Here is a 24,193-nt window from a genome sequence, read left to right on the forward strand (position 1 = left end):
GGGACCAACCAAGAGGAAAGCGATAGAACTCGAGGATTAGTGGGGAGTTGGGTATTCAATGGGGGCGGTAGATTTTCACATGTTCCGTCGAGCCTGAAAACCAGCACAGATTTTCATTTTCTTTTGTCTTTTGTGTTTTTATCAAAGCCTATAACGTTTACCATTTCGCGTAGTCGACTGCGGACGCGGTTGCCGTAACGGTCTTCGATTTCTTCGGCATTGAGGTTGGTGGTTATGTGGGTCATATTATTAGCAATTGAAGCTCTTCGACTGCCCTTCGGCCCTTCGACAAGCTCAGGACAGGCAGCTCAGGACAGGCTGCTCAGGAAAGGCGTGCCTAGGGCAGACTCAGGAAAGACAAGTTCAATAATCATAGAGAGTTTTGGTTTTAATTTATTTGGTTTTGATCTTTTGTGTTTTTAAAAGCTATTGATTTTAATTCTTGTTCAGCTCTTGATATTCCATATTTTGTCGCTATTTCTTTCCAGTGTCCTACAGCATTCAATACCTCTTCCATTATTTGTGTTGCTCTTTTTTTTGAAAGTCTGAAAAATTCAGCTACTTCCAGGGCTAAGTTTAAATCTAAGGAGTTATCTTCATCAGAAATGTTCAGTTTTAAACCTGTGCCAGTTTCGATTGGATTAATATCGTATGCTGGGGATAAGATCCATCCTTGGTTTGTTAATAAAAACCCATGGTTTCTAAGATGATCGTCTGTGTTTGTGACGCAAATACTAAATACAATTCTTCGCCAAAGTTGCTCTAGGTCTTGATCTACATTGGCTCCATTATTCTGTATAAACTCAACAAGTTCTAAATAACTGGCACCATCGGCGTGGTCTTGACCATCGGTATATCCAAGCATTGTCATGGCAGAAGCAAAATGTATTCGCTCTCCATTGGTTCCACGATCAAATCTCTTGGTGAGAAAAGTATAATAATTAGAAGAGAATTTTTGTGCTTTAGACTCTGCCATATTAATTCCTGCAGCAATGGCTAGTTCATAGGTTACAATTTCCCAACCTCCGATATCTCCCTGATCGTTTCGGCTAGGGAATTTGGCTATCCACAGGCCACCCTCATTGTCTACTATGCTCGCTTTAGGTCTTGCTCCACCTAAGGAAGCTCCAGGAGCGATTAACATACTTAACCATTTTACATAATCGGGATCGTCTATTACATTATCGTCTTCTAATCTCAAACTTATTTGTTCTAATTCTCTAAGAGAGGCCCAAGGTGGACTGGCCATTTTTTTATTGTCGTTTAAAAATGGACCATCTTCTTCCAATTTATATCTTAGTGCGCCCATTCTGTGGCCATCATATACTCCGAGAAGATAATCTGTTTCGAATAATTTTTTTTCTTCTCTCTCTTCCATTCGGGCAAGGGCAGCTTCTCTTCTTCGCATTAAAATACGGCCCCAACGATCTGGTGAGGAGTCAAGGAATATTCCAAAATTATCTTTATCATCGTTTAGATAATGTAATCCGGAATATAATTGCAAGCTAGGATCTAATAACTGCGCAGGTCCATTTTGTAGCCATTCTTCGAAATACTCGAAAGAAAACACTTCTTTACCTTTTAATCTGTCTGTATATAGGGTGCCCATTAGCGAAGGCTTATTCATCCCTGCCCAATGTGCATAAACACGTATTGTCTTTTTAAAGTTTTGTTTAGCCATTTTATTCTTTTCGTTTTGGCGCTCTCTCATTTGTACTGATACGAGCATCTTGTAATTTTCTACCTAATTCATCATCCTTGGCGAGAAGGAGAAAGTCCTTTTCTAAACCCAACACTTGTAAAACTAGGAGGTATGAACCAATACTTACCGTAGGTTTTCCTTTTTCAATTGCGGATAAAGTGGGTCTGCTAATATTTGCCCGTTCCGCTACTTGTTGGGAACTAAATTTTCTTCTCAAGCGTGCGAGCTTAATATTTTCTCCCAATTCGTCGAGAATCCTTCTAGTTTTCGGTAAAATCACCAATTTCTTTTTAGTCATAACGTAAATTATATTTTACAAATATAGTGTAATTTGTAAAATATATTTAACATTAATTGGAAAATTTCTTTAGATTATTGAATGTATAGACAGATAATGATTTTCTGGAATTGGATTAAAGCCCTCCAAATATAATTTAAGCACGTAGGTCTGAAAGGGTTTTATGTTCTCTGGAATGTGTGCGTGGATGTTAAATTGATGTGTATATCACTTGGATAAAAATTCTCTCAATGTGTCAATTATCAAACTGTTTACGATTTGTTGTAATATATCAGGAGTAGTTGAGGTAATAGGGAAGTCGGGTATGATTCCTTAGGTGAGCTTTTCTGTTTTTTAATCGCGATTCGCGATATGCAAATCACGTTAAGTTAATTGCGATGAGGTCTTCGAAACATATTGAAAGGAATGAAATTTTGAAGCGCTATTGCATTATCTTTTCAGCTTTTAAAACACTCAAGCACATGGCACTGGGTTAATTTGAAAATAAAATAGGATTCAGAGTTTTTATTTTCTTTTGTCTTTAGTGTTTTTGTCGAAGCCAATAACATTAACCATTTCACGGAGGCGACTGCGGACGCGGTTGCCGTAGCGGTCTTCTATTTCTTCGGCGTTGAGGTTGGTGGTTATGTGGGTCATATTATTAGCAATTGAAGCTCTTCGACTACTCTTCGACAAGCTCAGGACAGGCTGCTCAGGGAGACATTGTGTGTATCTTTCATATCTGGAGAGTAGGATTTCTCCCATTACGTTGCAATCGTTTCCGAAGTGTTTGCCTTCGGGTTCTACGCCTAAATCATCAAAACAGAAAAAGTGACTGTTACCGTATTGCTCAATGATGGAATATCCAATATTGTTAAATGCGAAAACAATATTTCTTGTGGGAATAATTTTATAGGGGCGATGGTGAGGAACTAAGTGGCGCATTAATTTCATTAATGTAGTTTTCCCACAACCTACTGGGCCGCTGAGTAAAATACCTTTGTTGATGTCGATATTGTACTTTTCACAGCTTACTTTGTCTTTGATAAAGTAAAGGCAGAGCTGGTAGATGATTGGATGATCTTCTTCGTGAATTTTAAAGTGTTTGCCGAATAGTATTTTTCCTTTTGCTGATAGATAGTTGAGCATTTTGGGAAAATCATACTGGATTGCGTTTCCTTTTATCTTTCCTAGCGTGAATTGTACACCGCCTTCGATGAGGATGTGCGGGGTTGCAGGGTGGTATTTTGGTAGGGTTATCATTTTGTGTCGGTTATCAATTGTCGGTTTTGTTTCGGTGCTTCGACAGGCTCAGCATGACTTTAAAAAGATTGAATACTACAGAGGTTCTTTGTAGTTTTTAACCTTGGTAGTCTTAAGGTTGTCTTGATTTTGGGACACTGGTGTTGACCGTTTTAATTTGAGTTCACTGGCTTTAAGCATCCAGCTTTTAGCTGATGCTTGCCAATCGGTCATTTTTATTTTTCCTCCAACTTTCCAACCGATGGCTGAGTAGTGTGCGAAGAATTTTTGAGCTTCGATTTTTGGCCATTTATTTTCAGAAAAAAAAGAAACTACTTCATTTTCGGTTTTCGGGAGTTCTCGTTTAAATCTGTTTTCTATAGGTTTATTATAGTTTATATATGATACCAACGGTTGTCCTGAATTTGGGACAGTTGAGTCCAAGGGTTGTCCAAAGGTTGTCCCAAAAATGAACAACCTAATTCTACTTCCTTTAAATGAATTGTGGGATGGGATATATTGGATGTACTTCCAATTATCGAGTTGTTTTAGACAACGATGATAGGTTGATTTGGAGCCAATTTTTGAGAGTTTCATTACCTCATCACGAATGATAATGAAGTCTTTTGGAAATCGGTTAATATTCCAATAATTGAACAGTGCCATGTATAAGCTTATATGGGTAGGGTTCAGCCTAGTGTCTTTTGCTATGGTCATAAAGAAAGCGTTTAGATGTGCTATGTAATTTACATTGGACATAGTATGAGATTCATATAGGAGCTTATGCGCGATTTTATCGTATTGAGTATTTATTCTCTTCTAGCACACGTTCGATTTCTTTTTCTTCATACAGGATGATTCCGCCTATCTTGGAATAGGGGAGGGTTCCGTTAAGTCGTAGGTTTTGTAGTGTACCAGGACTGATGGATAGCAATTCCATAACTTCAGAAGATTTTAGATACTTCTTTGGTTCTTGTGGTTTTAGACTTTGGATTACTTTTTTCATTTCCTCTAGAAGTTCTAGTTTAAACTCGTAGAGATCATCGGTGGTAAGAATTTCTACTGCCATAATTAAAGAATTTAGATTGTTAAAATAATCCCCGTGGGGAGGCGGGGATTATAAAAACTACCAAAGGGTTACGTTTTTTTAGATTGGTAGTTTTTAGCACGATTTGACCTTCGTGCTACAAAGGTTTGAAGAATGAAGAATTAAATTTCACAAGGTGTACCCAAGGTGGGTGTTTTTTTTGAGATCTGAGATTTGAGACGTTAGATGTGAGAGTAGATTTTTGGGCGTATAAATGGAATTTTACTAGAGAAAGAAGTTAACTGATTTTACTTTTTTTATTCCTATTTTGCTGAGGCTATTGAGGGCATAGGCTGAGTATGGAGTTTATTCGTCGGCTTGGAGGATTCTGTTTGTTAGACTTTGCTTTAAATTATCTAGGAATTTTGTTGGATGTATTTTTCTTGAACGGATTTCGATGAACGTGCGGTAGTAGTCTCCAAGCTCTATATTGAATGCTTCTTGAACTATTGAAGCAATATCTTTAATTTCTACTTGACCGTTATTAATTGATTTTACTGCGTGTAATGCGTAAATCAGTTCGATTAAATCCACTTTGTTTGCGGTCCATTGTAAAGAAGAGGTTGTGGTTAGAAATGTGTTTAGACGCGATGTGTTTTTTAATTTAAATAATTCCTTTCGCAGTCGGCTAATAAGCAGTTTGTGTGCAAATATTTTTGCAGTAATATAATCGTGGGAGGTGGAAAAGTTTTGGTCTATACAATAGTGTACCGCATCGAGATGAAATTTGACTTTGCCATTGCTGCGCAGGAAGTATTCTGAATCGCGATCTGTCCTTCGACGCTCTAGGTATTTATAAAATGTTCTGTGTTCGACAAAGTATTCTTGATAGGAAGCTATTTTCTCTTGAATATATTTTTTTATTTTTCTATTGCTGGTTTGTGGTCTGTTTAATTCAAAATCTGCTAGTGATATAAAATATATCATATATCCAGCAGGGATTGGTTTGATAGTTTTAAAAAAATAACATTCTTGATCTGGTGATAATAGTTCGATAGAAAGGAACCTTTTTCTTAACTTGTTTATGGCTTTTCTACAAAAATACATTCCCGTTTCGACTTCCTCGAATACCGAAGTTGACCCAGAGTTTAAAGTGACAATTTTCTGCTCTAGGTCGGCAACAATTTTCCTGCAATTTTTCATGGTAGATCAATTGTTGAGGTTTTGGAAAATGTAGGGGAGTGTACTGAACTAACCAATATAAGAAATTGCTTGAGGAAATACTAAAGTACTACCGTACTTAATTTACGGTTTAACCGTACAAAATATATGCTGTTTTACTTATATGTTTGTTCTGTTGCCTAGTGTTCATAGGTTTTTGTTTTGTTATAGATTTTTTTTTGAGAATGAAATTTAATGATTTGACCATCGTTCTAATTAAAAGCTTCCCATTAGTAGTAGAGTTTTATCGAGAGTTATTTAAAGAGATTAGTGAGGCTGATTCGAGATATCAATTTAATATTGAAACTTGTTTTAATTATGATGATGCCGTTGTTTTGTTTGAACGATTGAGAATGGCTAGGAAACGAATTGATCTTGTTGTTCTAGGTTTAAATGTTCCGGATTGTTCTGTTGATAGGCTTTTATTTGGAGAGGATATAGGTGTATTAGTTCGTAAGAATCATCCAGAGGCAAAGATTGTAATCACTACTGCTTTTAAGAATAATTATAGGATCAGCTCTATTTTAAAGAACATAGATCCAGAAGGGATCTTAGTGAAGTCTGACGTTAATACAGCCACATTTAAGTATGCGATATTGGAAGTTTTGAATGATTCTATTTTTTATAGTAGAAGCGTTTCAAGGTGGATAAATAATTCAAGGAATTGTGACTTCGCGCTTGATAATTGGGATCACAAATTACTATATGCGTTATCTCAAAATGTAAAAACTAAGGAGCTTACCCAATACCTGCCTTTTTCCCTTTCAGCTATAGAGAAACGAAAAAAACGCATCAAGCTTTTATTTGGTATTGATGATGGAGATAATCGTCAATTAATATCTCTGGCTCGTCAATATGGTTTTATTTAATTGACATTTTTTAATAACTCTTTTTGATGGTTCAATACGATTCTTAAATTATTTATGTCTGAGCTAATTCTACTCTCTAATACCTTAGCATAAATCTGAGTGGTGGATAGCTTTGTGTGGCCGAGTAGTTTTGATACGGTTTCTATTGGCACCCCGTTGCTTAAGGTTACAGTTGTAGCAAAGGTGTGTCTTGCACTATGAAAAGTTAGATACTTGTTTATTTTTAGTTCCTTAGCTATTTCTTTTAAATATATATTGAGTTTTTGATTTGAGTAGACTGGCAAAAGCTTATCGCTATTTGTCATTTCATCTTTATATTTATGGATGATATTTTCTGCAACATCTAGTAGCGGGATTTTAATGGGATGGTCTGTTTTCTGTCTTTTTGTGAAGATCCAATCTTTACCGTCTATACCTTTTACGATGTCATTTTTCATAAGGTTTTTCACGTCTATATATGAGAGGCCGGTATAACAACTGAAGATGAAAATATCTTTAGTTCTATTTTGATAAGTATGAATGAGTTCGGTGTTGATTAACAAGTCTAGTTCTTTTTGGGAAAGGTAATGTCTTTCATTTTTGACAAATTTGAGTGAGAAATTTGCGAATGGATCGCGTTCCACCCATTCTAATTTTACTGCTAGATTGAGTAGCTTCTTTAATCGCTCCAGGTGTTTCATTACGCCATTGTTTGTTAGGGGTCTTGATTTTTGTATTTGTGCAACATTCCGTCGTAGAAAATTTTCAAAGTCGATTATAAAAGCATAATCGAGGTGCTCTAGATATATGTCATCGGTATTTCTTTGAATCTCTAGAAATCTCTTAATATAGGTTTCTGTTGTGTAATAGTTTTTTAGGGTTCCTGGTTTTAATACAGACTTCATATTGAATTTGTGGTATTCTGACAACTGGATGAGTGTTTTCCTTATTTGATCTTCCCCTCGATATCTTGCTATTACGGTTTGGGGGGTAATTAATTTTCGTTCTTTTTTAAGCTCTCTGTATGCCTCATCGATTTGGATTAGAACCTGATTTATGTGATTGTTGATTTGACGGGCCTCCGCGCTGTTTCCCTTGAGCCTAGAAACAGAAGGTTCCCACAAGTCTGTAGTAAATTTTATTTGAATACTAAACCTCTTAAACTTGCCATTGACTGTTATTCTTGCATATAGAGGTGTTTTTCCTTTAGATTCTTTTTCAAATCTTGGTAGGAGCATTACAGAAAAGGTGTCCGATTTCCTCATAATATTTTACGTTTTCTAATTAATAAATCTTTGAAAACGAAGGTCAAATCAGAGGTTTTGCGAAATAATCCTTTTTAAAAAGGGTGTCCGATTAGGGTACATTTTATATGATTTCGAACCAAATTTAATGGTTTTTTGCTATGAATTCGAAAACGAAAAAACCCTGTAAATCATATGATATACAGGGTTTTAGTGTTGTTTGGTGGTTTTTCTTGTCGAGATGAGAGGATTTGAACCTGCGACCCCACGCCCCCCAGACGTGTACGCTACCAGACTGCGCTACATCTCGATTATAAGAGCACAAAAATACCCAAAATCCAAATCTTTACAATAGGTGAGGTTTAAATTCCGTAAAACACTCAACCTAATTCAACCTTTTTAAATTGAAAAGGAGTTTTGATGTCATTTTATTTCAGGCACAATAGTAGTTTCCAATACTCAGATAACAAATCTTAATAAAAATTAAACGTCTTTTCCTTTAAAAGTTGCTATTTTTACCGTTCGAAAATTATTGAAGAGAATATCATGAGCGAAACTATTGAAAGAATTAAATGCCTTATCATTGGGTCTGGGCCGGCAGGTTATACGGCAGCGATTTATGCTGCACGCGCAGACTTGAAACCTGTTGTTTATACTGGGATGGAACCAGGTGGACAGTTAACTACAACTACAGAAGTTGATAACTTCCCTGGATATCCTGAAGGTGTTGATGGACCTACTATGATGGTGCAGCTACAACAACAAGCTGAGCGTTTTGGAACTGAAGTTAGAATAGGAATGGTTACTAATGTAGAGTTTAGTGATAAAGTTGGAGGAATTCATAAAATTACTGTAGATAATAGCACTCAATTAGAAGCAGAAACAGTTATTATTTCAACTGGTGCTACAGCTAAATATCTAGGTCTTCCAAGTGAACAAAAATTACGCGGGGGTGGAGTATCTGCTTGCGCAGTTTGTGATGGATTTTTCTACAAAGGACAAGACGTTGCTATTGTAGGAGCTGGCGATACTGCTGCTGAAGAAGCTACTTATTTATCTAATATTTGTAATAAAGTTACAATGCTTGTTCGTAAGGACTATATGCGTGCTTCAAAAGCGATGCAACACAGAGTAAACAACACTAAAAACCTTGAAGTTCTATATAATACTGAAGTAGACGAGGTACTAGGAGATTCTGTGGTTGAGGGATTAAGAGTAGTAAATAATCAAACTGGAGAGAAATCTGATATAGAAATCACAGGTTTGTTTATTGCAATCGGACATAAACCTAACACTGACATATTCAAAGGACAAATTGATATGGATGAGACAGGTTACATCATCACTAAAGGAAAAACTACTAAGACAAATATCCCTGGAGTTTTTGCGAGTGGAGATGTTCAAGATAAAGATTATCGCCAAGCAGTAACAGCTGCTGGAACTGGTTGTATGGCGGCGCTAGATGCAGAGCGTTACCTTGCAACAATTGAAACAGAATCTGAAGTTACTGCAGAGTAATTTACAAACTATATAAACATAAAAATGCCGCAATTGTTGCGGCATTTTTATTTATAATGATAAGCAAACTATTTAAATTTTAGTAAAAGTTAAGAGTTCAGTGTCTCCATCTCCACCACTTATATCTGAAAGTTCTATTTTTACATTACTCACCGAAACTATATCCCAGTCGTCATTTAATTCGTCAAAAGGTTCCATTTCACTGAATTGAAGCACCAACTCTTCGCCACTGTTAGATGAGTTTTGATAAGACCAAGTTCCTGGCTCAGTTAAAATATCGTTTTTAGCGCTTACTGTACCATCTTCATTAAATGTAAATGAAAAACTTTGAAAATCGGACGTGTGATCTGATGTGCCATCAACCATTTTGGTTATTTTCCATTTTCCTTGCGGAAGCGTGGTTCTAATGTTTTCAAATTCATCTGTTTTTACGTTGCCTGCATCATCATCAGAATTGCAAGAAAATAACGTTACTACTGCTAATATTAAAAGGAGTTTTTTCATAGTTGATTTTTTACAAATTTCGGTTTTTATGAATAAAGAACGCTTAAAATTGTATTAAATTTTAAAAACCTAACAAATTCTTGTGAAAATGTTAGGTTTTTAATTATAGTATGCTGTCTTTCAATTCTTATATCTTTTTCACACTACCTGAATGACTTTTATTACTTTCTATAGAAGATGGATCGCCGTGGTAGTTAATTTCACCTCCGCTACTTACATTCGTTTTTAAATTTTCTCGAACATTAACAATTACTTCAGCGCCACTTGATGCTTCAGCTTTACAGTTAATTACTAATAGTTTTTTCGCATTCAATTCACTGCCACTAGAAGCATCGGCGTTTAAGAAGGAAGCTTTTCCGGAAACTTCCATATCTGCCCCACTACTAGTTTTAGCATTTACCTCCTGTGCAAACACTTCTACTTTCAAATCGGCGCCGCTACTGCTTTTTAAGGTGAGGTTTTGACTTTTTATAATAGAATTTCCAACTACGTCGGCACCGCTACTAGCTTCAATAGTATTTAACTCTTTAAAAGTAACGTATACTTTTTTAGCTTTAGAGCTTCTGATATTTTCTGAAGTGGTAATGTGAAGTTTTCCATTTTCAATATCGGTTTCAATATACTGATGAAGATTTTCATCGGCTTCTACTACAATTTTGTTTTCACTACCTTCAGTAAGATACACATCTAATCCAGCACTGCCGCGAACTTCTTCAAAATTTTCTGAAACACTACGTTCTTTAGTTACAATATTTCCATTTCCTTTTTCACCTATATCGATATTAAAATTACATGCGCTTAAAAGCAATGCAATTCCAAATAAGGTGATTATTTTTGATATTTTCATAATTGATTAGTTTAATTGTTTAAAAATGGAATAGTCGTTGAATTAGACTATTATATGTTTTTAAAATCTTCTTTCACCTCTTCCTCCCAGCTTTTTTGAGGTGCTGAAACAGAGTCTATTTCAATATTTATGATTTTAGTTGAATCGGTAGCATTCTTAGATTCTTCAAATGATTGACAGTCCAAGCATTGAAATGAATCTTTTAATACTCTGAAATAATGTTCATCATTACTCCATTTTTTTATCTCGTTTAACTCTGTATTGTATTTTATGTAAGAATTAATTGTTTCATCTGGATTTATTACAGTTCCTTCAGGTAGATAAATAGTTATATCAATTTCTTGATCACGAAATTTATTTGCCGTATCTGTAGTAAAATAACCATCAAGAATTAAATTGTTGTTTTCAATAGTATAATTGTATGAAATAGCTTCGGCTCGCTTTTTTGCATTCAGGTGGTTACTACCTTCTGCAGCTTTTTCGATTACTATTTTACCAATTGAATCTTTTGAAGTTTTAATGTTTAAAGAAATATCAGTCGAATAGATAATCTGCTTCTCATTCTCGTCGTACTTTAATTCCCAATCGCTATCCTGCCTAACTTCATAACTAAAAGCTTTATTAGCTCGCATTGATATCTGTAAGGTATCGTTTGATTTAATTAATAGGGCTTGCTCTTGAATAAAATTACCATCATACGCTTTTTCGGTTGCCTGCTTGATGCCGATTACTGCCAATCCAATTATCGACAATGCCCAAACTACAATAAGTAGTATTTTAACTGTTGAATTCATTGATTTCAAGTTGCTTATCAACAACTTTAATCCCAAAACAAAGAGTGCAAAAAACGGTATCCCAATAGTGAGTAATGATAATAGTGCTACTAGCCACATTAATCCATTTGTAGTGTCGACCATAGTAATGTATTCTGCTATTTCATTATTCCCCCAATAATCGATAGACCCGAAGGTAAAAAATCCAATTATTAAGCTGATAAGTGTGAATAATGAAACTATGATTATCATAATTCCGATAAACTTTACGAATACTTTAAAAAGACCGACGAATACGTTTCCCAAGGAATCGAAAAAACCTGTGGTACCCGTTTTTATTTTATTTCCATATTTGTCATAATCGACGTTTTTTACGCGATCTGCCACATTATCGAAACCCTCTTTAAACTTTCTTTCGATATTTGAAATGTTTACCGGCTCGCCTTTCATCTTCAGTTTATCAGAAGTTGTAACTGCCGCAGGAACTAATATCCACAATAAAATATATACTAATATTGGAGATCCTAAGCCTGCAACCACCAACAGAACCCAAAGCAGTCTAATCCATATAGGGTCTATTCCTATATAATGACCTATACCTGAGGATACCCCTGATATAAACTTATTGTCTATATCTCGAAATAGTTGTTTGCGTGTATTGCTATTGCTGTATGAAGCATCGGAATTTGCATCTTCAAAAATCTCATCGTCAACCTCATAATCTTCAGGCTGTCCCATAATGGCAATAACTTCATCTAGCGTTTGCTGAGTAATAACCTGAGTTGGACTCTTGGTTTTTTCAAAGAAAAGTTCTCCAATACGTGCTTCAATATCCTGCATTATTTCTTCTCTTCCATCAGCACCTTTTAGCGACTTTCTAATGGCGTCTAGGTAGCGTGAAAGCTTCTCAAAGGCATCTTCATCTATATAAAAAGAAGTGCCTGCCAAATTTATGTTTACTGTCTTGTTCATTTTTTGTTTTTTTCGCTGGTTACTATGGTTACGGCCTGTTGCAGTTCGCTCCAGGTGTTGTTCAATTCGGTTAAAAATAATTTACCTTTTTCTGTAAGGCTATAATACTTACGTGGTGGTCCGCCGGTAGATTCTTCCCAACGGTAAGCAAGTAATCCAGCATTTTTAAGCCTTGTGAGCAGCGGATATATTGTACCTTCCACGACAAGCATTTTTGCGTCTTTTAAGGTTTCAAGAATATCTGAAGTATAAGCCTCACCGTCCTTTAAGATGGATAGGATACAAAACTCCAAAACCCCTTTTCGCATCTGCGCTTTTGTGTTTTCGATTTTCATTTCTTAATTATTTGTTTTGTGTAACTCATGTTCGTTATTGATGATTATTGAATAGGGGAGTGCGCTAGTTTGTTCTTGGCATTGTTGATTAGTCAATGCACTATCATACTCCTTATGTATTGGCGTACTTATTCCCAAAAATTGAATCGTAGCAGCCAAAAGAAAATTAACTATTGTGCTCATATTGATTTATTTTTTGGCTGTCAGTTTTTATAAATGGAATGTTAAGTGGGTATTTATATAATTGGCCGCGCGATGCGTGAATAGAAGCATTTATTACAGCGTAAATTTCAAAAACAAATAATGCCAGAAATAATATTATTACAAGACTAATCAATACGAGGTATCCCGATAAATTTTGAATGTTGTTTATGGAGAACATTCCGTCATTAAGGTTGATACTTTCTGCTAACGAAATAATATCTGAAGCAAAAATTATGATAAAAGGCAAACATAACAGTCCAATTAGTATAGTATATAATAAAGTACTTAACTGAAAATTGATGGCTTGCTTTCCATGATCATCTATAAAAGCTTTTTCCTTATTAAAAGTCCATATTAATAAAGGAGCTATAAAGTTCGCAAAAGGGAAAAAGTATTTTAAGAATGTTGATAAGTGTATAAAAACACTCGTATTTTTTTGATTTTCTGTTATTGTAGTTTCCATAGCTTGATATTGTCTTATGCAAATATATGTCTAAAAGACAGTAGTGTGTTACGCATAGTACTATAATTAACATTTATTTAACATTAGTATGTTTGAGTTTTAAATGTTTAAATAAATTTATTATGTTGTTGGATATTAGGGTTTTGGAATGTTATAGTTGCCTTGAAGCTTGTGTTTCTAGGTGTTCATCAAATATTGAAGAGATAAAGTAACTTAAAAAGAATAATTGAAGTAAGATGGTAAAATTCATTGATAGCGATAAATAGATCTACCTAATATTTTAATAAAACAACAACTTGTTTTTAATTTTACTGAACTTTAAAACTATATTTATCAATATATTCGTGTAAAATATTCTTCTGATGAAACTAAGTCCGAGTAAAATCAATTCATTTTTATTATTCAAACTTCCTTCTGCTTACTTCACAGGAGTACGAGTAAAATCGATTACAGATACTACTTGTGTTACCTCTGTAAAACACAGATGGATAAATCAAAATCCTTTTAATTCAATGTTTTGGGCTGTGCAAGGTATAGCTGCCGAGTTGAGTACTGGGGCAATGGTGATGGATAAAATTAAAAAAAGCAACAAAGGGATTTCCATGTTAGTGCTAAATAATAAAGCTACTTTCACCAAGAAAGCAAAGGGTAGAATTATGTTTCATTGTAATGATGGTGATAAAATAGACGACGCAATTAAAAGAACGATTGCTACTGGTGAAGGTCAAACTATTTGGATGAAATCTGAAGGAAAAGACTCGAAAGGAGATACGGTTTCTATATTTGAATTTGAGTGGACGCTAAAAGTAAAATGATTTAATCTCCCGAACATTAAAGGGTTAGCGTTGTTAATTTTCGTTTAACAAATCTTTAACAGTGTTAATCTTCTATGAAATATTTAAAGATGACTTATAATTCTTATATTTATGTTGAATTTAAAAATAAACCCTTCGCGTATTGATTAAACTTCTACCTAATCTAATTTATAAAATTTTAATTAGCTATGGCAAGAGCAATGTTTGATTATACCAAAGCTGTACTTGCAAAAGTCAGTTTTGATGTCAATTTGTTCTGCAAAGAATTGAAAAAAGCGTTAACCCGTTTACTTCCTTATGAAATTGAGGAATTAAAATTGTGGATTGATTCGCTTATCAAGCAGAACCCCCAACTAGATAAATGTTTAATGTATTTAAATACATGAAAAATAAATCCCTCTATATTTTAGAGGGATTTATTATTTTACTACTTCTATCGTTTTAATTTCCAATCATCTTACCATAAGTAGGAGAGCTAACTTTCCCATCGGTAAATTCATTTAATTCAACCTCATTTTTTTGAAGTGGCGCTGGTCTTCCTGCTATATCTTGCAATGCTTGGGCTAATAAAGGTTCGTTCATATCACCAAGTTGCCCTAGATTGAAATAATTTTCTTTTAAATAAATATCAGGAGCCAATCCATTTATAAAGTCGGTATGACCGTTTTTATTTGCAGTTTTATACACCAATGGAAGCATGCAATAAGTATGGCTAGGGTCTGAAAGTTGTTTACTAAAGCTTGGCGCCGGAGCGTCGTAAAGTAAAAACGAAGCTTGGAATTTTCCAGTAGTGGTATCGCCAATTTGTACAGTATTTATATATGGGTCAAGTCCGTTTAAAACCAATTCACTTGCCGAAGCAGAACGTTTCGTTGTAATGATATACACTTTGTTTAGATTTAAACTATTAGTACTAGAGCCATTACTTATTTTGTTGTCGAATAAGCCATTTTCAGCTCTTTCTTCTTGTCTGTCTTCATTCCAAAACTCCTGATAAAACAATTCACCATTAAATTGACCTGTAATCATACTAGCCAGATCTGTTGCAGTTTCTACAGAACCACCGCCGTTATAACGTAAGTCTAAAACTAAATCGGTTACTCCTTCTGCTTGAAATTCACCAAAAGCATTATTAAGTTCTACATCATAATTCCTTGTAAACGAATTATACATTAAATAACCAATTTTGCGACCATTTACGTCTAAGGTTGTTGCTTTATATACTGGGTTTTCGGTGTATTGGTTTTTTGTTAATTGAACAGTTTCTCCGGTTGGTAAAAATTCGGTACCATTATAAGTTGCTAAGCCAATGGTATAGCTTTCACTTGATAATAATTCTTGGTAGTTGTTGTCGTTTAATTGTTGCCCATCAATTGTTGTGAAAATATTTCCTCTTTTTAACTCCTTGTCTTCGGCATCCGTATTAGGAAGAACATAACGTACATATCCAAATACATTGTTGCTCGCATCGGGATAATAAACTAAGCCGTATTCCATTCCATTACTCAAGGAAATTCCGTTTAAAGCATTTTCGATAACATTGTAGTCATCAAAAAGATTACTGAAACGATCTTGTGACGATTTTAAATAGGCGAATAAAGATTCAGGAGAGTCGTATGTTTTTAAAAAATTATTTCTCTCAGCATCATTTGCAAAGGCGTTATTCGCTAATTCTGGTGTATCCTCTTTGTAGAGATAGTAGTAATTAAGTCCACGATACACAAAATTTTGAATATCTAGCGTAGTAGCTGTTTGTAAAGTGTCATCCATATCTTTAAAGCAGGAAGCTAAAAGAAACGAACTCATTAGGACTGTAGCAAAATGTTTTACTTTCATAAAAATGGTTTAAATGCGTAGTGCTATAAAAACTAATAAATTAAAAATTATATTGTAACGATAAAAATAAACATTTAAGACTGATGTTTATTAGCCATATATAATGTTTTAAAAATACATTATTAAAATAAAGTAACAATTATTCATTTGGCTCGTCTTTTAAATAGAGCGCCAAAATATTAAGCTTAGATTATGAATCAGGTAGAATTTTTAGAAATCGTTTCCCCTTTTAAGGATAAGCTGTATCGCTTAGCTAAAAGAATCTTGATTTCTAATGATGAAGCTGAAGATGCGGTACAAGAAGTGTATTTAAAATTGTGGAAAGCAAAGGCAAACATTAAAAATTATGGCAATGTAGAAGCTTTCGCAATGACGATGACAAAGAATTTTTGTTTAGATAGGTTGAAGTCGAAACAAGCTTCAAATTTGAAGTTAGTGCACACTAATTTTCCTACAAGTGGAAATATTGAGCGTAACTTAGAAGCAAATGAAGGTGTAGATATGGTTTTGAAAATTTTTGAAGATTTACCAGAACAACAGCGAATTGTAATTCAGTTACGAGATGTTGAACAACTTGAATTTTCAGAAATAGCGAAGATATTGGATAGCAACGAAACAGCAATTAGGGTAGCGTTATCCCGAGCTCGAAAAACGGTTAGAAATTTGATGATTAAAAAATATAATTATGGAATTAGCTAAAATAGAACAGCTACTTAATGCCTATTTTGAAGGTGAAACAAACTTAGAAGATGAGAAAATTCTTAGAGATTATTTTCTTAATGAAAATGTGCCAACGCATTTGCTTCAATACAAACCGATTTTTGTAGGCATAGCGGCAGCTCGTATGGAGCGCCTTCAGAAGGAGATTGATTTGCCAAAATCTGAAACTGCGGCATTTACAAACTGGAAATATATAGCTGTAGCAATATTGGTTTTATCCTTTTTGGTTGGAGGAGTTTATTTTTCTCACTCCAATAAGTTAACACCTGAAGAAAAAGAAGCTTTAGCTGCTTTTGAAGAGAGTAAAAAAGCAATGTTACTGCTGTCACAAAATCTTAATAAAGGTGCAGAGCGACTTAGTTTAGTAAATCAATTTAGCAATGCAAAAGATAAAGTATTTGAATAAAGGATAAACAATTTGAAATAACAATCTAAAATAAATATACAATGAAAAAAATAGCAATATTAATAGCACTAGTTATAGCGCCTTTTATTTCGGGAGCTCAAAACGCATTCGACTTTTTAGAGGATGAGAAAAATGTTACATCTGTAATTGTAACCAAAAATATGTTCAAATTATTGAGTAAAATGGATTTAGACTCAAGCGATCCTGAAGCTCAGGCGTATTTAAAAATGGTTAACGATTTAGACTATATTAAAATCTATACTACCGAAAATCCAGCAACGGCAAAAAAGATGAATGAAACTGTTGCGAAGTACATAAGTAGCTCAAAAAACCTAGGTGAGCTTATGCGCGTAAAAGATGAAGGAACAAATGTGAAATTCTATAGCAAAGAAGGAAAAAATGAAAACTATGTTAGCGAACTTCTTATGAATCTTGACGGAATCGTAGATGGAAAACCTACTACTGTAATAATGAGTATAACTGGAAATATCGATTTAAAAAGAATTTCAAAACTTACGCAGGATTTAAAAGTTCCTGGAAGTGAATTATTGAAAGACCTTGATAAAGCTAAAAAACAATAATATGAAATATCTTAAATATTCATTATCTATAATTTTGGTTGCTTTAACTCTAGTTTCGTGCTCGGAAAAATCACTTCAGAAATACCTTGTAGAAAAGCAAGACGATGAGCATTTTGTAAAAATGGATCTTGCAGCAAGTTTATTACAAGGAAAGGAGAACACTTTTACCGATGAAGAGAAAAAGACTTTAAGTACAATTAAGAAAGTAAATATTGTAGCTTATCCATTATCTAGTGGAGATTCTGTAAATTATGAAAGTGAGCGTATTGAGGTTAAACAAATTCTTCGCCAAGACCAATATAAGGAGCTTGCGAGGTTTAATAACGATCAGTGGGATGCAACTATAAAATTTACGGGAGAAGAAGATGCTATTAATGAATTAATAGTTTTTGCAAGCGACGACAATCGTGGATTTGCGGTTTTGAGAATTCTAGGGGATGATATGCGTCCAGATGAAATTTTTAAACTTGTAAAAGGGGCTGATAAAAATGATTTAGACTTTTCGAAGTTTGGTGGTTTAGGTGAAATATTTAAAGACTAATTTTCAGTAGATTAATAAAACAAAAAGGCTTCATCGCAATAGTGATGAAGCCTTTTTACATTTATAAGTAGAATATTAAATTCCAGTATAGTTACTTGGAGTAATTTGTCTCATCTCTTCTTTAACGCTTTCAGGAACATCTAAAGTTTCTATAAAGTTGGCCATAGAATCTTTATTTATTTGTTCGTTGGTACGTGTCAATCCTTTTAATGCCTCATAAGGATTTGGGTACCCTTCACGTCTTAAAATTGTTTGAATCGCTTCAGCTACTACAGCCCAATTGTTTTCTAAGTCTTGTTTAAACTTAGGTTCGTTTAGTAATAATTTGTTCAGACCCTTAAGTGTAGATTTAAATGCGATAAAAGTATGTCCTAAGGGAACACCAACATTGCGCAACACAGTGCTATCGGTTAAGTCACGCTGAAGTCTACTAACAGGTAGCTTAGCTGAAAGGTGTTCAAAAATTGCGTTTGCAATTCCTAAGTTTCCTTCGCTATTTTCAAAATCGATTGGGTTTACTTTATGTGGCATTGCGCTACTTCCTACTTCACCTTCTTTAATTTTTTGCTTGAAATAATCCATAGATACATAAGTCCAGATATCTCTGTCCAAATCGATAATTATCGTATTAATTCGCTTTAAACAATCAAATAGCCCAGCCATATGGTCGTAGTGCTCAATTTGAGTGGTTGGGAAAGAATGGTGTAGACCAAGAGTATCTTGAACCAATTTTTTTCCAAAAGAAAGCCAATCTGTATTTGGGTATGCTACTTTATGAGCATTGAAGTTTCCTGTAGCACCACCAAATTTAGCGGCATTTTTAATATTCTTTAGAATTTCAAACTGCTCTTCAATTCGAACAACAAAAACATCTAGTTCTTTTCCTAAGCGAGTAGGTGACGCTGGTTGTCCGTGAGTACGGGCAAGCATAGGGACATCTGCCCATTCTTTAGCTAGTTTTTTAAGCTTGTCTAATAATTCGTTTAAAAGTGGAGTATATGCCTCTACAATAGCATCTTTAATAGAAAGCGGAATAGCAGTGTTGTTTATATCTTGAGAGGTTAGTCCAAAGTGAATAAACTCCTTATATTTTTGAAGGTTGAGGTTATCAAATTTTTCTTTTATAAAATATTCAACAGCTTTTACATCGTGGTTTGTTACTTTCTCTGTCTCCTTGATTTTTTGGGCATCTTCAACCGAAAAATCTTTATAAAGCGCACGAAGTTCATTAAAAAGAGATTTATCAAAATCTTTAAGTTGCGGAAGATCTAATTCAACTAACGCGATAAAATATTCAATTTCAATAAGAACGCGATAACGAATTAGCGCCTCTTCAGAGAAATAAGGAATAAGACTAGATGTTTGATTGGTATACCTACCGTCTATAGGTGAAATAGCTTGTAGTGCCTTGATATTCATAGGTTCAAAAAATTTAAGTTGCAAATATACAAAATGCAAGAATGTTTTTGGTGTGAGTTTATCTATTAAGATTCTTTAAATCAAAGGATAAAAGCTCACTTTGCTGTTATTAATTTAAATAGAAGACTCCGATTCAATTTTATGCGAATCGGAGCCAATGTGTTTATAAAGTTTATTGCTATAGTTAAACCAGATTCTTACACTTGAAGTACTCCAAGATTAAATGGTTTTGTAATAGGTGAGTGGTCTGCTGCTTCAATTCCCATAGAAATCCATTTTCTTGTGTCTAAAGGATCGATTACAGCATCTGTCCACAATCTTGCAGCTGCGTAATAAGGAGAAATTTGCTTGTCGTAACGCGCTTTAATTTTATCGTAAAGCTCTTTTTCTACTTCTTCAGTAATTTCTTTTCCTTGTTTTTTTAGTGAAGCGGTTTCAATTTGTAAAAGTACTTTTGCTGCACTATTACCACTCATTACTGCTAATTCAGCACTTGGCCAAGCAACAATTAATCGAGGGTCGTAAGCTTTGCCACACATAGCGTAGTTTCCTGCACCGTAACTATTTCCTATTACTATGGTAAACTTAGGAACAACACTGTTACTTACAGCATTAACCATTTTGGCGCCATCTTTAATAATTCCGCCATGCTCGCTTTTACTACCAACCATAAATCCTGTTACGTCCTGTAGGAAAACTAATGGAATTTTCTTTTGGTTGCAGTTAGCAATAAATCGAGTTGCTTTATCTGCACTATCACTATATATAACTCCACCAAACTGCATTTCGCTGGGTTTAGTTTTGGCTTTTGTAGTTTTTACCAAGGTTCGTTGGTTAGCCACTATACCTACTGCCCAGCCATCAATTCTTGCGTATCCGGTTAAGATAGTTTGTCCGTAGCCTTCTTTATATTCTTGAAATTCACTATCGTCTACAAGACGTTTAATGATTTCACGCATATCGTATTGCTCACTTCTAGACTTAGGTAAAATACCGTATATATCTTGAGGGTTTTCTTTTGGTTTTACAGCTTTTTCGCGATTAAAACCAGCTTTTTCAAAAGAACCAATTTTAGACATAATATTTTTAATAGTGTCTAAAGCTTCTTTATCATCCTTCATCTTGTAATCTGTAACTCCACTAACTTCACAGTGAGTAGTAGCACCTCCAAGAGTTTCATTGTCGATGCTTTCGCCTATTGCAGCTTTTACAAGATAACTTCCTGCTAAGAAGATACTTCCAGTTTTATCCACGATTAAAGCTTCATCGCTCATAATTGGAAGATAAGCACCACCAGCAACGCAACTTCCCATAACAGCAGAAATTTGAGTAATACCCATACTGCTCATTACTGCATTGTTTCTAAATATACGGCCGAAATGCTCTTTGTCTGGGAAAATTTCATCTTGCATTGGTAAGAATACTCCTGCGCTATCCACTAAATAAATGATAGGAAGTCTGTTTTCTATTGCAATTTCCTGTGCCCGTAAGTTTTTCTTAGCTGTAATAGGAAACCAAGCTCCAGCTTTTACAGTAGCATCATTGGCAACAACTATACATTGTTTTTTCTTTACATAACCAATTTTTACAACTACACCAGCACTTGGAGCACCGCCGTATTCTTCATACATTTCATCACCGACAAATGCACCAATTTCAATACTTGGGCTGTTTGGGTCTAAGAGGTAGTCAATACGTTCGCGGGCGGTCAACTTACCTTGGGCGTGTTGTTTTTCTATTCTTTTTTTACCACCACCAAGCTTTACTTTGGCAAGTTTATTTTTTAAATCTGAAACCAGTAATTTATTGTGGTCTTCGTTTTTATTGAAGTCTAAATCCATTTTTTAATTGGTGTTTTGGCTAAAATACAAAATGCCTTTAAAATGTTTTGAATACTCTGAAAACTTTATTTTGAAGTGATTTAATTTAATGAAATCGAACTTTAAAATAGGTGGACAGCTCTATTTGTTGGTTTTATGTAAATGAAGGGTTTAGTATGAAACGTATTCTTTGATTTCTAAACCGTAACCAATCATTCCTACACGTTTAGTTTGTTCGCTATTTGAAATCAAACGAATTTTATGAATACCTAAATCGTGAAGAATCTGTGCGCCAATTCCGAAATCTTTGTTGTCCATTTCAATTCTTGGAGCTTTAGCAATTTCATTTGGTTTTTGCTTTTCTTTTAAATCTTTCAAACGGCTTAAAAGGTTTAAAGATTGGCTTTGCTGATTAATAAACACAATAGCACCTTTCCCTTCCTTATTAATTACATTGAACATGTCATCCAATTTTTGCTCTGCATTGTTGGTTAAGGTTCCTAAAATATCACTGTTTACTAAAGTAGCATTTACTCTAACCAAAACAGGTTCGTTTTCTTTCCAGTTTCCTTTGGTAAGTGCAATATGTATTTGATCGTTTGTTGTTTGTTTGTAGGCTCTAAGTCTAAATTCTCCAAACCTAGTATTGATTTTAAAATCTTCTTTTTTCTCAATTAAAGAATCGTGCTCCATTCTGTACTTCACTAAATCTTCAATAGAAATAAGTTTTAAATCAAACTTTTTAGCAACTTCCATAAGTTGTGGAAGTCTTGCCATTGTGCCGTCTTCATTTAAGATTTCAACTAAAATTCCTGCAGGTTTCAAGCCAGCAAGTCTAGCTAAATCTATAGCAGCTTCAGTATGTCCAGTTCTTCTTAATACACCACCTTCTTTAGCGCGCAAAGGGAAAATATGCCCTGGTCTGCCTAAATCGTGACTCTTAGTATTTTCATCTACTAAAGCTTTGATAGTTTTTGCTCTGTCGTGTACCGAAATTCCTGTAGTACAACCGTGACCAATTAAATCTACAGATACTGTAAATTGAGTATGATGTAAAACAGTGTTGTTTTCAACCATCATATTCAATTCAAGTTCGTTACATCTTTCTTCAGTTAAAGATGCACAAATGAGCCCTCTACCGTGAGTGGCCATAAAATTTATCATTTCTGGCGATACCATTTCGGCAGCGGCAATAAAATCACCTTCATTTTCTCTGTTCTCATCATCAACAACAATAATTATTTTACCCATGCGGATATCCTCAATGGCTTCTTCTATAGTGTTGAGTTGAATTGAATTTTCTTTATTTGTAGAAATCATAGCTTAAAATTGTGAGTGCAAAGATAATGGAAACGCCCATAAATAAACATGAGAATGAGGTATTCTTTATTAGGTTTAAAAAAGATGTGAATCCTAATGGAATTTGTAAAAAATCTACTTCTTTTTCTTAATAAAATTGAACAAACGTCCAATTCGTTGGATGAATGAATCGAAGTCGAATATCCCTTGATCGGTAGTGGCTCTATAGGTTAGCCAAATGCTCAATGGGAACATAATTGCGGTACTTAACCAAGTAGCAATAAATGGGTGCATCGTTCCATCTTCGGCACTGTTTTTAGCAAAAATACCTATAAAATGATAGGTTAAAAACAGTAGAATAGCCACTACCATCGGCAGTCCCATTCCACCTTTTCGGATAATAGCACCAAGCGGGGCACCTACAAAAAAGAGAATGATACAAGCGAATCCTAAAACATATTTTTCGTGTAAGGCTATTTCCGTTTTATTAAGTCGCTTTGTTTTGTTTCTGAATTCAACCTTCTTAGCATCTATCGCTTGAACAGTACCTTTGGCATTGTTTAAAGCTAATTTTATAATTTGATGTTGATGAGTAGGATTGTAAATTTCTAATATGCTATTAATGGCAGGAGGTACAGAAGAGTCGTCAACCTTGATATCATTGAATTTTTCAATTCCACTCCGGTAGTACATATTTTTGGTGTACGATTCAATATCTTTTGAATAACTCTTAGAAAGCGAATCTATTTCAACTCTTAATTCGCTACTGTTATACATATTCTGATTGTCGATATTATTGTCCTTATCAATATCTTTTTCATTCAACTCGGTAAGGTCAATATTTATTGAGTATTCTTCAAAGTAGCTTTTAGCAAAAGGTTCTCTCTTTTTGGTAGCAGGTTTTTTTGATTGAATTTCTTCGTAATAGTTTCCTTCTTTCAGAATTAAGGAAAGTGTGTTACTACCTTCTTCACTTGCTAACTCACCCTTATTCGCAATAATAACAGTAAAGTTACCCGTAGGTCTATCTTCATTCTTCTTATGAATTACAACGTCTTCTAAAAATTGGCCACGGTCACCAGTTTTCTTTTCCACCTTTATGTTAAACAAATCTCCAATCTGACTAAATTGTCCTTCAGCAATAACCATAGAAGGTTTAAACTGAGAAATATTTCGTCTTAGATTTTGCCATTTATATTCAGAATATGGAATAACATTGTTAGCGAAGAAAAATGCAGTAATAGCAAGAATTCCTATAAAACCTATTACACTTCCCATAGCTCGCTGCAGAGAAATCCCAGTAGATTTCATGGCGGCAAACTCATACTTTTCGGCAAAACTCCCAAAAACCATTAAGGAAGTTACCAAAACAGTAAGTGGGAGCACTAAGGGTATTAATCGTGGAGATACAAACCAAAGAAACTTCATTACAATCCAAAAGTCAAGGTCTTTACCTGCAAGTTCGGAAATGTAGAGCCAAATGGTTTGTAGTACAAATATGAACATTAAAATAATGAAGACGCTTATAAACGTCTTCAAAAATGTTACTAATATGTACCTGTCAAGTATCTTCACTTAT

At 34.4% G+C, this 24,193-nt stretch carries 25 protein-coding genes, 1 tRNA gene and 1 pseudogene; 8 read left to right on the forward strand and 19 right to left on the reverse strand.

Features of this window, described 5'->3' with window-relative positions; all coding sequences use genetic code 11:
• Positions 1 to 113 precede the first annotated feature (113 nt).
• The 7 genes and pseudogenes from H4O20_RS07130 to H4O20_RS07160 all read right to left on the reverse strand — a co-directional run.
• Positions 114 to 242 (reverse strand): annotated as a pseudogene (locus H4O20_RS07130) (ATPase); the annotation flags it as partial.
• 146 nt (positions 243 to 388) lie between these two features.
• Positions 389 to 1,681 (reverse strand): HipA domain-containing protein, encoded by a 1,293-nt coding sequence (locus H4O20_RS07135; RefSeq protein ID WP_185098811.1) that lies wholly within the window; start codon positions 1,679 to 1,681, stop codon positions 389 to 391.
• Between the two features lies 1 nt (position 1,682).
• Entirely contained in the window at positions 1,683 to 2,000 is a 318-nt protein-coding gene (locus H4O20_RS07140) for a helix-turn-helix domain-containing protein (RefSeq protein WP_185098755.1), read from the reverse strand.
• Between the two features lie 504 nt (positions 2,001 to 2,504).
• Complete coding sequence (locus H4O20_RS07145) at positions 2,505 to 3,242, reverse strand: ATPase (protein WP_185098756.1); 738 nt, start codon at positions 3,240 to 3,242, stop codon at positions 2,505 to 2,507.
• 75 nt (positions 3,243 to 3,317) lie between these two features.
• Entirely contained in the window at positions 3,318 to 3,938 is a 621-nt protein-coding gene (locus tag H4O20_RS07150) for a hypothetical protein (protein WP_260402652.1), read from the reverse strand.
• Between the two features lie 76 nt (positions 3,939 to 4,014).
• On the reverse strand, positions 4,015 to 4,290 hold the full coding sequence (locus tag H4O20_RS07155) for a helix-turn-helix domain-containing protein (RefSeq protein WP_185098758.1): 276 nt from the start codon (positions 4,288 to 4,290) through the stop codon (positions 4,015 to 4,017).
• Positions 4,291 to 4,614: 324 nt separating this feature from the next.
• Positions 4,615 to 5,451 carry an RteC domain-containing protein gene (locus H4O20_RS07160; RefSeq protein ID WP_185098759.1) on the reverse strand — a complete coding sequence of 279 codons (837 nt, stop codon included), beginning with the start codon at positions 5,449 to 5,451 and terminating at the stop codon, positions 4,615 to 4,617.
• A 203-nt stretch (positions 5,452 to 5,654) separates the two neighbouring features.
• On the opposite strand from H4O20_RS07160, the gene H4O20_RS07165 reads away from it, so the two are divergent.
• Entirely contained in the window at positions 5,655 to 6,338 is a 684-nt protein-coding gene (locus H4O20_RS07165) for a response regulator transcription factor (protein WP_185098760.1), read from the forward strand.
• Here the strand turns inward: H4O20_RS07165 and H4O20_RS07170 are convergent.
• Entirely contained in the window at positions 6,335 to 7,582 is a 1,248-nt protein-coding gene (locus H4O20_RS07170) for a site-specific integrase (protein WP_185098761.1), read from the reverse strand. The two genes, H4O20_RS07165 and H4O20_RS07170, sit on opposite strands and share 4 nt — an antisense overlap.
• A 215-nt stretch (positions 7,583 to 7,797) precedes the next feature.
• Positions 7,798 to 7,871, reverse strand: a tRNA-Pro gene (locus tag H4O20_RS07175).
• A 236-nt stretch (positions 7,872 to 8,107) separates the two neighbouring features.
• Between H4O20_RS07175 and trxB the strand changes: the two genes are divergently transcribed.
• Complete coding sequence (trxB, locus tag H4O20_RS07180; protein WP_185098762.1) at positions 8,108 to 9,079, forward strand: thioredoxin-disulfide reductase; 972 nt, start codon at positions 8,108 to 8,110, stop codon at positions 9,077 to 9,079.
• Between the two features lie 72 nt (positions 9,080 to 9,151).
• Here trxB and H4O20_RS07185 read toward each other — a convergent pair whose 3' ends face one another.
• From H4O20_RS07185 to H4O20_RS07205, 5 genes are all read right to left on the reverse strand, one after another.
• On the reverse strand, positions 9,152 to 9,583 hold the full coding sequence (locus H4O20_RS07185) for a hypothetical protein (RefSeq protein WP_185098763.1): 432 nt from the start codon (positions 9,581 to 9,583) through the stop codon (positions 9,152 to 9,154).
• A gap of 127 nt (positions 9,584 to 9,710) precedes the next feature.
• Positions 9,711 to 10,430, reverse strand: coding sequence for a head GIN domain-containing protein (locus H4O20_RS07190; protein WP_139855727.1), 720 nt, complete (start codon positions 10,428 to 10,430; stop codon positions 9,711 to 9,713).
• Between the two features lie 50 nt (positions 10,431 to 10,480).
• Positions 10,481 to 12,175: a PspC domain-containing protein gene (locus H4O20_RS07195; RefSeq protein WP_185098764.1), complete on the reverse strand. Its 1,695-nt coding sequence runs from the start codon at positions 12,173 to 12,175 to the stop codon at positions 10,481 to 10,483.
• Positions 12,172 to 12,510, reverse strand: a complete 339-nt coding sequence (locus H4O20_RS07200) for a PadR family transcriptional regulator (protein WP_139855725.1) — start codon at positions 12,508 to 12,510, stop codon at positions 12,172 to 12,174. Before H4O20_RS07200 ends, H4O20_RS07195 begins: the two co-directional genes overlap by 4 nt.
• A gap of 166 nt (positions 12,511 to 12,676) precedes the next feature.
• Entirely contained in the window at positions 12,677 to 13,177 is a 501-nt protein-coding gene (locus tag H4O20_RS07205) for a DUF4870 domain-containing protein (RefSeq protein ID WP_139855724.1), read from the reverse strand.
• A gap of 362 nt (positions 13,178 to 13,539) precedes the next feature.
• Between H4O20_RS07205 and H4O20_RS07210 the strand changes: the two genes are divergently transcribed.
• Both H4O20_RS07210 and H4O20_RS07215 read left to right on the forward strand, forming a co-directional pair.
• Complete coding sequence (locus H4O20_RS07210) at positions 13,540 to 13,992, forward strand: DUF4442 domain-containing protein (protein ID WP_185098765.1); 453 nt, start codon at positions 13,540 to 13,542, stop codon at positions 13,990 to 13,992.
• A gap of 188 nt (positions 13,993 to 14,180) precedes the next feature.
• On the forward strand, positions 14,181 to 14,378 hold the full coding sequence (locus H4O20_RS07215; RefSeq protein ID WP_165149786.1) for a hypothetical protein: 198 nt from the start codon (positions 14,181 to 14,183) through the stop codon (positions 14,376 to 14,378).
• 55 nt (positions 14,379 to 14,433) lie between these two features.
• On the opposite strand, the gene H4O20_RS07220 is transcribed toward H4O20_RS07215, so the two are convergent.
• Positions 14,434 to 15,828 (reverse strand): S41 family peptidase, encoded by a 1,395-nt coding sequence (locus H4O20_RS07220; RefSeq protein ID WP_185098766.1) that lies wholly within the window; start codon positions 15,826 to 15,828, stop codon positions 14,434 to 14,436.
• Positions 15,829 to 16,020: 192 nt separating this feature from the next.
• On the opposite strand from H4O20_RS07220, the gene H4O20_RS07225 reads away from it, so the two are divergent.
• The 4 genes from H4O20_RS07225 to H4O20_RS07240 are packed head-to-tail and all read left to right on the forward strand — an operon-like array spanning position 16,021 to position 18,076.
• Positions 16,021 to 16,527, forward strand: a complete 507-nt coding sequence (locus H4O20_RS07225) for an RNA polymerase sigma factor (protein ID WP_185098767.1) — start codon at positions 16,021 to 16,023, stop codon at positions 16,525 to 16,527.
• Positions 16,514 to 16,954, forward strand: coding sequence for a hypothetical protein (locus H4O20_RS07230; protein WP_185098768.1), 441 nt, complete (start codon positions 16,514 to 16,516; stop codon positions 16,952 to 16,954). Before H4O20_RS07225 ends, H4O20_RS07230 begins: the two co-directional genes overlap by 14 nt.
• 41 nt (positions 16,955 to 16,995) lie before the next feature.
• Positions 16,996 to 17,535 carry a DUF4252 domain-containing protein gene (locus H4O20_RS07235; protein ID WP_165149778.1) on the forward strand — a complete coding sequence of 180 codons (540 nt, stop codon included), beginning with the start codon at positions 16,996 to 16,998 and terminating at the stop codon, positions 17,533 to 17,535.
• A 1-nt stretch (position 17,536) separates the two neighbouring features.
• The gene (locus H4O20_RS07240) at positions 17,537 to 18,076 is read left to right on the forward strand and encodes a DUF4252 domain-containing protein (protein ID WP_185098769.1); all 540 of its coding nucleotides are present in this window, start codon (positions 17,537 to 17,539) and stop codon (positions 18,074 to 18,076) included.
• A 75-nt stretch (positions 18,077 to 18,151) separates the two neighbouring features.
• Here the strand turns inward: H4O20_RS07240 and purB are convergent, their stop codons facing one another.
• From purB to H4O20_RS07260, 4 genes are all read right to left on the reverse strand, one after another.
• Positions 18,152 to 19,495, reverse strand: a complete 1,344-nt coding sequence (gene purB, locus H4O20_RS07245) for an adenylosuccinate lyase (protein ID WP_185098770.1) — start codon at positions 19,493 to 19,495, stop codon at positions 18,152 to 18,154.
• Between the two features lie 197 nt (positions 19,496 to 19,692).
• Positions 19,693 to 21,336: an acyl-CoA carboxylase subunit beta gene (locus H4O20_RS07250; protein WP_185098771.1), complete on the reverse strand. Its 1,644-nt coding sequence runs from the start codon at positions 21,334 to 21,336 to the stop codon at positions 19,693 to 19,695.
• A 150-nt stretch (positions 21,337 to 21,486) separates the two neighbouring features.
• Entirely contained in the window at positions 21,487 to 22,635 is a 1,149-nt protein-coding gene (ribB, locus tag H4O20_RS07255; RefSeq protein WP_139855714.1) for a 3,4-dihydroxy-2-butanone-4-phosphate synthase, read from the reverse strand.
• Between the two features lie 114 nt (positions 22,636 to 22,749).
• Positions 22,750 to 24,189: an LptF/LptG family permease gene (locus tag H4O20_RS07260; protein WP_139855713.1), complete on the reverse strand. Its 1,440-nt coding sequence runs from the start codon at positions 24,187 to 24,189 to the stop codon at positions 22,750 to 22,752.
• Positions 24,190 to 24,193 lie beyond the last annotated feature (4 nt).

The sequence above is a fragment of the Aequorivita sp. 609 genome, from assembly GCF_014212065.1.
GTDB lineage: Bacteria > Bacteroidota > Bacteroidia > Flavobacteriales > Flavobacteriaceae > Aequorivita > Aequorivita sinensis.